11 protein-coding genes are annotated in these 7,993 nt (G+C 63.7%); 1 reads left to right on the plus strand and 10 read right to left on the minus strand.

Going from position 1 to position 7,993, the window contains the following annotated elements:
- Nucleotides 1-83: 83 nt before the first annotated feature.
- From ACVOLQ_RS21940 to ACVOLQ_RS21985, 10 genes are all read right to left on the minus strand, one after another.
- Nucleotides 84-545, minus strand: a complete 462-nt coding sequence (locus ACVOLQ_RS21940) for a DUF6491 family protein (protein ID WP_313169754.1) — start codon at nucleotides 543-545, stop codon at nucleotides 84-86.
- A 106-nt stretch (nucleotides 546-651) separates the two neighbouring features.
- The gene (gene lolD, locus ACVOLQ_RS21945; RefSeq protein ID WP_481529298.1) at nucleotides 652-1,362 is read right to left on the minus strand and encodes a lipoprotein-releasing ABC transporter ATP-binding protein LolD; all 711 of its coding nucleotides are present in this window, start codon (nucleotides 1,360-1,362) and stop codon (nucleotides 652-654) included.
- On the minus strand, nucleotides 1,355-2,596 hold the full coding sequence (locus ACVOLQ_RS21950) for a lipoprotein-releasing ABC transporter permease subunit (protein WP_313169750.1): 1,242 nt from the start codon (nucleotides 2,594-2,596) through the stop codon (nucleotides 1,355-1,357). The genes lolD and ACVOLQ_RS21950 overlap by 8 nt, the downstream gene beginning before the upstream one ends.
- A gap of 24 nt (nucleotides 2,597-2,620) precedes the next feature.
- Nucleotides 2,621-2,989 (minus strand): hypothetical protein, encoded by a 369-nt coding sequence (locus ACVOLQ_RS21955; protein WP_481529299.1) that lies wholly within the window; start codon nucleotides 2,987-2,989, stop codon nucleotides 2,621-2,623.
- Between the two features lie 31 nt (nucleotides 2,990-3,020).
- Nucleotides 3,021-3,275, minus strand: a complete 255-nt coding sequence (locus tag ACVOLQ_RS21960; protein WP_481529300.1) for an FAD assembly factor SdhE — start codon at nucleotides 3,273-3,275, stop codon at nucleotides 3,021-3,023.
- A gap of 161 nt (nucleotides 3,276-3,436) precedes the next feature.
- Complete coding sequence (locus tag ACVOLQ_RS21965; RefSeq protein WP_313169744.1) at nucleotides 3,437-4,222, minus strand: succinate dehydrogenase iron-sulfur subunit; 786 nt, start codon at nucleotides 4,220-4,222, stop codon at nucleotides 3,437-3,439.
- Nucleotides 4,223-4,240: 18 nt separating this feature from the next.
- Entirely contained in the window at nucleotides 4,241-6,031 is a 1,791-nt protein-coding gene (gene sdhA / locus ACVOLQ_RS21970) for a succinate dehydrogenase flavoprotein subunit (protein WP_313169742.1), read from the minus strand.
- Between the two features lie 3 nt (nucleotides 6,032-6,034).
- Nucleotides 6,035-6,418, minus strand: a complete 384-nt coding sequence (sdhD, locus tag ACVOLQ_RS21975; RefSeq protein WP_303746727.1) for a succinate dehydrogenase, hydrophobic membrane anchor protein — start codon at nucleotides 6,416-6,418, stop codon at nucleotides 6,035-6,037.
- Nucleotides 6,415-6,807, minus strand: coding sequence for a succinate dehydrogenase, cytochrome b556 subunit (gene sdhC, locus ACVOLQ_RS21980; RefSeq protein WP_313169738.1), 393 nt, complete (start codon nucleotides 6,805-6,807; stop codon nucleotides 6,415-6,417). Before sdhC ends, sdhD begins: the two co-directional genes overlap by 4 nt.
- Before the next feature lie 54 nt (nucleotides 6,808-6,861).
- Nucleotides 6,862-7,035, minus strand: a complete 174-nt coding sequence (locus tag ACVOLQ_RS21985) for a DUF1674 domain-containing protein (protein ID WP_313169736.1) — start codon at nucleotides 7,033-7,035, stop codon at nucleotides 6,862-6,864.
- 39 nt (nucleotides 7,036-7,074) lie between these two features.
- Between ACVOLQ_RS21985 and ygfZ the strand changes: the two genes are divergently transcribed.
- Complete coding sequence (gene ygfZ / locus ACVOLQ_RS21990) at nucleotides 7,075-7,932, plus strand: CAF17-like 4Fe-4S cluster assembly/insertion protein YgfZ (RefSeq protein WP_481529301.1); 858 nt, start codon at nucleotides 7,075-7,077, stop codon at nucleotides 7,930-7,932.
- Nucleotides 7,933-7,993 lie beyond the last annotated feature (61 nt).

Here is a 7,993-nt window from a genome sequence, read left to right on the forward strand (position 1 = left end):
TGGTCTCGGGGGTCTGCGGCGTCGTTGCCCCTCGGTGGTCCGCTTATGAGTGAGTGAGGGACCCCCCCACTACAGGGGGGGCTTCAATTCGTTTCGCGGCCCTGATCTGCGGCACGCTCGGAAATCTTGGCTTCGCGCAGCTCCTTTTCAGAGGAGCGCAAGGCCTTCACGTCCAGCGGCTGGATGCTTTCGATCCGGCATGGCACATGGGCCATCGGCCCGGCACCATGCACGATGACGCGGTCAAACCGTGCCGACACCTGCCCCAACATATTGGTCACGGTGATCGCCGGCGAAAACGACAGGTCCGTACACGGCCCGCTCAGATTCAACAGCCAGGCTTCATTCGGGCGGGTCCATACCGCCAACGCGCTATCACCGAGCTCGGTCCAGCCGTTGAGCGAGCCGAAATACCGGAAGCTGTTGACCGGCTCACCAGCATGCGCACGATACAGTTCAAGGCGCTCGGCGCTGGTCAATTTGCCGGTGGTCGCACACCCGCCAAGAACAACGGCAAGCAGCGTCGCAACAAGTACTTTCTTCATGGCAGCAATCCTCTTTGAAGGAAACAACCTGGTTCCATGACCGCAAGCACCAACCAGAGCATGGTAGTCCCTTGGTGAGCAGGGGACTACATCCACCGGATACCGCCTAGACCCCATTGCTGGCCAGTTCATGCAGCCGCCCCTGGCGCAACTCCAGCACACGGTCCAGCTTGCGCGCCAGACTGCGGTCATGGGTGACCAGAACCAGGCTGGTGCGGTGGACGCGGTTCAACTCAAGCATCAGATCGAACACCGTGGCGGCGGTCTTGTCGTCCAGATTGCCGGTGGGCTCGTCGCCAAGCACGCAGCCCGGCTGGTTGACCAGGGCACGCGCGACCGCGGTACGTTGACGTTCGCCTCCGGACAGCTCGCCCGGCTTGTGATCCAGGCGGTGGCCCAGCCCAACCGATTCCAGCAGGGCCTTGGCGCGGACACTGGCACCGGCCGGGTCGCTGCCTCCCAGCATCACCGGAATCATCACATTCTCCAGCGCGGTGAATTCCGGCAGCAGGTGATGGAACTGGTAAACGAAGCCCAGTGAGCTGTTGCGCAACTTGCCGCGCGCGGCATCAGACAGCGCCGACATCCGCTGACCGGCGACATAGACCTCGCCGGCAGTGGGAATATCCAAGCCGCCCAACAGGTGCAGCAAGGTGCTCTTGCCTGCGCCCGAGGCGCCCACGATGGCCACGGTTTCGCCCGCGGCCACGTTCAAATCCAGGCCGTCGAACACCGGCGTGTGCATCTTGCCTTCGGCGTAGGTCTTGCCCAGTCCCTCGGCGCGGATTACCGATTCCATCAATGCGTTCTCATTCATAGCGCAGCGCCTCCGCCGGCTGGGTGCGGGCTGCGCGCCACGCCGGGTACAGGGTCGCGGCAAAGCTCATCAGCAGCGCCACCACGGTGATCACCACGATGTCGCCGGTCTGCATGTCGGTCGGCAGGCCGGTGATGTAGTACACATCTTCCGGCAGCAGCTTGATGTTGAAGATGCTCTCGATCAGGCCAAGGATGCGTTCCAGATTGAGGGTCAAGGTGATGCCGCTGATCACGCCGACAATGGTGCCGAACACACCGATCAAGGTGCCCTGCACCATGAACACCTGCATCACTCCGCCCGGCGTCAGGCCCAGGGTACGCAGGATGGCGATATCAGCCTGCTTGTCGGTGACCAGCATCACCTGCGAGGACACCAGGTTGAATGCGCCCATCGCTACGATCAGCGACAGCAGGATGCCCATCACCGTCTTTTCCATGCGCAGCGAGTGGTAGAGATTTGCGTTCTCCTGCGTCCAGTCACTCACCCGATAGTAACCGTTCAGGTTGACCGCCAGATCGCGGGCCACGGTATAGGCCTGGTCCATGTCGTGCATTTTCAGGCGCACGCCGGTAACACCGTCCATGCGCAGCACCCGCTCCATGTCCTGCATGTTGGTGAAGGCGACGCCGCGGTCGACTTCATTGGAGCCGGCCTCGAAGATGCCGCTGACCTTGAAGCGCTTGACCCGCGGCATGGCGCCCATCGGCGTGCCCTGCACCTCGGCCAGCGTCGCCACGACACTGTCGCCGACATCCACGCCCAACCAGATCGCCAGCTCCTTGCCGACCACCATGTTGAATTCGCCGGGCTGCAGGCTGTCCAGCTTGCCCTTGGTCATCTTCTCGGCCAGCACCGAGACCTTGGACTCCTGCGCCGGGTCAACGCCCTGGATGATCGCGCCCTGCACCCGCAGGCCGCTCAACATGCCCTGGATCTCGATATACGGTGCGGCACCGGCCACGCGCGGATCCTTGGTCGCCACGTCGATGGCGTGCTGCCAGTTGGCCATCGGCTCGCCATCGGCGCTGACCGTGGCATGGGCCGACATCTGCAGCAGGCGGTCGCGGATCTCCTTCTGGAAGCCACTCATCACCGCCAACGTGGTGATCAGCACCATCACCCCGAGCGCGATGCCGAGGATGGACGCCATGGAGATGAAGGAAATGAAGCCGTTGCGGCGCTTGGCGCGCAGATAGCGCAATCCGATTGCGACAGGTAAGGGTTTGAACATGCGTGTCTGCCCGTGAACTGGCAGCTATGGTGCCACTCCCGGCGGCTGGCGGGAAACGCCATGTGCCTTTACGGCCAGTCGCAGTTCACGTCGCCGCGCACGCGGCAAGGTATCCGGCCAGAACAGCAGCTGCCGGCACCGCCGGCCCGATCGCCAGCGCAACACCAGCAGCGGCCCCCGCTCCAGCAACTCGACCCGCTCCATCGGCATTCCATCGACGCTGGGCACTGCCGGCGGCGACGGTATCAGCAGTTTGCATCCGGGCCTGCGCGACTCCGTCCGCGCCTGCATCAGCCCCAGGGCAAACGCGCACGCTGCCGACGGCCAGGCCAGCGCGGGCGGCAGATCACAGTTCAACAGGGAAACGGCGGCGAGCGCCGCCAGGCCTGACAACGCGCCGGTCAACCAGCGCGACGGGCGCCACTCATACCGGAAGGGCGCGGATGTAACTGATGAGCGCTGCCTGCGACGCATCCGGACAGGCCTCGTAGCCCATGGACCAGCGCCACAACTTATCGTCTTCGGTCTCCAGCAACTGCAGGAAAACCTCGCGTTCGGCGGCAGGTGCATCCAGCCAGCGGCGGTCAAGATAACGGCCGAACAGCTGATCAAGCTCACGCATGCCGCGCCGGCAGCGCCAGCGCAGCTTCTTCAACAGGATTTCGTCTTCGGTCTGCATGGCTTCGGATACCTCTGATACCAAAGCCCCTCTCCCGCCGGGAGAGGGGTTGGGGTGAGGGTTGGAGCGAAGCTCCCGCGAAATCGAGGGCAGCAGGCTTTGCCCGCACCCTCATCCGCCCCTACGGGGCACCTTCTCCCGTGGGGAGAAGGCATGACGCATCAAGCGCGGCGCGCCATCATCAGCTTCTTGATCTCGGCAATTGCCAGTGCCGGGTTCAGGCCCTTCGGGCAGGTGCGTGCGCAGTTCATGATGGTGTGGCAGCGGTACAGCTTGAACGGATCTTCCAGATCGTCCAGGCGTGCGCCGGTGTCTTCATCGCGCGAATCGATGATCCAACGGTAAGCCTGCAGCAGGATCGCCGGGCCCAGGTAACGCTCGCCGTTCCACCAATAGCTCGGGCAGCTGGTCGAGCAGCAGGCGCACAGGATGCACTCGTACAGGCCGTCCAGCTTCTTGCGGTCATCCGGCGACTGCAGGCGTTCGCGGTCTGCCGGTGCCGGGGTCTGGGTGCGGATCCACGGCTTGATCGAGGCGTACTGCGCGTAGAAGTGGGTCAGGTCCGGAACCAGATCCTTGACCACGTCCATGTGCGGCAGCGGGTAGATCGGCACCTCGGCCTTGCCGCAATCGGCGATGGCGCGGGTGCAGGCCAGGGTGTTGGTGCCGTCGATGTTCATCGCGCACGAACCGCAGATACCTTCGCGGCAGGAACGACGGAAGGTCAGGGTCGGATCAATCTCGTTCTTGATCTTGATCAGCGCGTCCAGAACCATCGGGCCGCACGCATCGAGATCGATCTCGTAGGTGTCGGTGCGCGGATTCTGGTTGTCGTCGGGGCTCCAGCGGTAGATCTTGAAGGTACGCGTGTTCTTCGCACCGCTCTTGGCGGGGAAGTGCTTGCCCTTGGTCAACCGGGAGTTCTTCGGGAGTGCAAATTCAGCCATGTTCGTAAGTTCCCCGGATCAGTAGACGCGCGGCTTCGGCGGCACCACGGACACGTCATCGCTGAGCGTGTACATGTGCACCGGGCGGTAATCGAAGCTGCACTTGCCCTTGTCGTCGACAGTGACCAGCGTGTGCTTCTGCCAGTTGACGTCGTCGCGGTCCGGGTAGTCCTCGTGCGCGTGGGCGCCACGGCTTTCCTTGCGCTGCTCGGCCGAGTTGATGGTCGCCACCGCGTTGAGCAGCAGGTTGTTCAGCTCGTAGGTTTCGATCAGGTCCGAGTTCCAGACCAGCGAGCGGTCGGAAACCTTGACATCCTGGAACGAATCGAACACTTCGGCCATCTTCTGGCAGCCTTCTTCCAGCGACTTGCTGGTGCGGAACACCGCTGCATCGTTCTGCATGGTGCGCTGCATGCGGTCACGGATGACCGAGGTCGGCGTATCGCCATTGGCATGACGCAGCTTGTCCAGCAGGCCCAGCGCCTTGTCGCAGGCGTCGGACGGCAGGGTCTTGTGCGGCGCACCCGGCTTGATCGTCTCGGCGCAGCGGTTGGCCACGGCGCGACCGAACACCACCAGATCGAGCAGCGAGTTGGAACCCAGACGGTTTGCACCGTGCACGGACACGCAGGCCGCTTCGCCGATGGCGTACAGGCCCGGCACCACCGCATCGGGGTTGTCGCCGACCTTGCGCACCACTTCACCGTGGTAGTTGGTCGGGATGCCGCCCATGTTGTAGTGGACGGTCGGGATGACCGGGATCGGCTGCTTGTGCACGTCCACGCCCGCAAAGATGCGCGCGCTTTCGGCGATACCCGGCAGCTTCTCGTCGATCACGCCCGGGCCCAGGTGGGTCAGGTCGAGCAGGATGTGATCCTTGTGCTCGCCGACGCCACGGCCTTCGCGGATTTCGATGGTCATCGAACGCGACACCACGTCACGCGATGCCAGATCCTTGTAATGCGGTGCGTAGCGCTCCATGAAGCGCTCGCCACTGCTGTTGCGCAGGATGCCGCCCTCGCCTCGCACACCTTCGGTGATCAGGCAGCCGGCGCCGTAGATGCCGGTCGGGTGGAACTGCACGAACTCCATGTCCTGCAGCGGCAGGCCGGCACGGGCCACCAGGCCACCGCCGTCACCGGTACAGGTGTGCGCCGAGGTAGCGCTGAAGTAGGCACGGCCGTAGCCGCCGGTTGCCAGCACCACACCCTGCGAACGGAACAGGTGCAGGGTGCCTTCGGCCATGTCCAGGGCGAGCACGCCGCGGCAGACGCCTTCGTCGTCGAAAATCAGGTCGAGTGCGAAGTACTCGATCATGAACTGCGCGTTGTGCGCCAACGACTGCTGGTACAGGGTGTGCAGGATGGCGTGGCCGGTACGGTCGGCGGCAGCGCAGGTACGCTGCGCGGACGGGCCTTCACCGTACTTGGTGGTCATGCCACCGAACGGACGCTGGTAGATCTTGCCTTCTTCGGTACGCGAGAACGGAACGCCGTAGTGTTCCAGCTCGATGATGGCCGGGATGGCCTCACGGCACATGTACTCGATGGCGTCCTGGTCGCCCAGCCAGTCCGAGCCCTTGATGGTGTCGTAGAAGTGGTAGCGCCAATCGTCCTCGCCCATGTTGGCCAGCGCGGCGGAGATGCCACCCTGCGCTGCCACGGTGTGCGAGCGGGTCGGGAAGACCTTGGTGATGCAGACGGTCTGCAGGCCCTTCTGGGCCAGGCCAAACGTTGCACGCAGGCCAGCGCCACCGGCGCCGACGACGACCATGTCGACCTTGTGTTCAGTAATGTTGTAAGCGGACATGTATCAGTTCCCAAACGCGATGCGGGCGACCGCAAAGATGCTGACGATGGCGCCGAGCACGGCGACGAACTTGACCGTGGTCTGCAAGGCCAGGGCCATCAGCGAGTTGTGGATGTAGTCCTCCAGGACCACCTGCAGGCCAAGCTGGGCGTGCCAGAACATGGCGACCAGGAAGCCGCCCAGCAGGATCGCGTTCCACGGCTTGGAAATGGTTTCCACAGCGGTAACGTAATCGGCACCCATCAGGCTCAGCACCAGGCACAGGAACCAGATGGTCAGTGCGACCAGGGCGGTTGCAGTCAGGCGCTGGTGGACGAAGTGCTCGGTGCCGGACTTGGCGCTGCCAAGCCCACGCGCGTTCTTCAACGGGGTACGGTACTTGCTCATGCGCCAGCTCCCATGCAGACGTAGGCCCAGATCAGCGCGGTCAGCACCAGCGAGGCGATCACCGACATCCAGCTGCTGCGGATGAAGGTGGCCTTGGCGTAGCCGATGGCGAAGTCCTGCACGATATGGCGAATGCCATTGCACAGGTGGTAGGCGAAGCACCAGCTCCAACCGAACAGGATCACCTTGCCGTACCAAGCACCGGCATGGGTGGTGAAGCAGTTCCAGGACTCAGGGCCCATCATCAGGGCGAACAAGCCGCCTGCGATGATCAGGGAACCGACAGTCAGAATGATGCCGGTTACTCGATGCAGGATCGAGGTGGCCATCTGGATCTGCCAGCGATACACCTGCAGGTGCGGAGAAAGGGGGCGGGGTCTGTTCGCCATTCGCTGACTCGTATCTCGGCTGGGCGGCTCAATGCCGCGTTGGCTCAACGCTGCTCAGAAATCGATGCAGCGCCCGTTTTTCTCCCAATCGCCATACCGCACCGGATCAAGTCCGCCGCGGCCGCCTATTTCCTGGGGCACCGGAGTCACCTCGGGAAGCGGCTGCTTCGCGGGGACCAACGGGGCTTCAGCTTCGGGCTCGGGAGTGGGGGTTGTTTGGCCTATCATTAGTGGTCTCGCAACGCACAAATTTTAGTCCTCAGTCACGTGTCTGACAACCTCGCCCCTGCTTTCACCGGTTTCCGCACACTTTCCAAGGCTCAGATCGTGAGCCTTGCGGGAGCCGATGCGGTCGCTTTCGCCCAAGCTCAGTTCGCCAATGACGTGCCCTCGCTGGCCGACGGTCACTGGCAATGGAGCGCCTGGCTGACCGCCAAAGGCCGCGTGCTGTCTATCTTTCAGCTGGTGCGGGTGGATGCTCAGACCCTGTTGCTGATCTGCCACGACGGCGGCGCAGAAGCCATGGCCGAGCAGTTGCGGCGCTTTGTATTCCGCCGCAAGGTCGTCATCAGCCATGCCAGCGCGCTGGCGGTGAACGCCGCGCTGGATGTGCCCGCCGCGGCGCATGGCGCGCAATTGGCGCAGCTGGCCAATGCGGTCATCGAGCTGGATGTGGGTAGTGCGGAGGTTCCACGCACCCTGCAGATCAGCAGCGTGGCCGCTGCCGTCGACGACACCGCTGAATTGGCCTGGCGCCAGTCCGACCTGCGTTTCGGCCTGCCGCGCCTGGATGATGCCCAGCGCGAGCAGTGGACGCCGCAACAGCTCGGACTGGACCGACTGAACGCCTATAGCGTCAAGAAAGGCTGCTATCCCGGCCAGGAAATCGTTGCCCGCACCCACTTCCTGGGCAAGGCCAAACGCTCGCTGGCGCTATTGGAATGCGCCTCATTCGCAAATTCTGGTGCCGCGGTCCAACATGGCGAGAGCAACATCGGCACCGTTGCCAGCGTGGCCGGCCCGCTTGCACTGGCTGTACTGCCCCTGGAATTGCCGGAAGGGCAGCTCCTGGTCAATGGCGAGGCCGCCAGCATCCAGCCGCTGCTGGAAGGCCTGGCCCGCTGAGACCCTGTAGTGCCGAGCCATGCTCGGCAGACGCTGTACCGGTAAAGCCCCTGCCGAGCAT

The organism is Stenotrophomonas sp. STEN031, assembly GCF_056759975.1.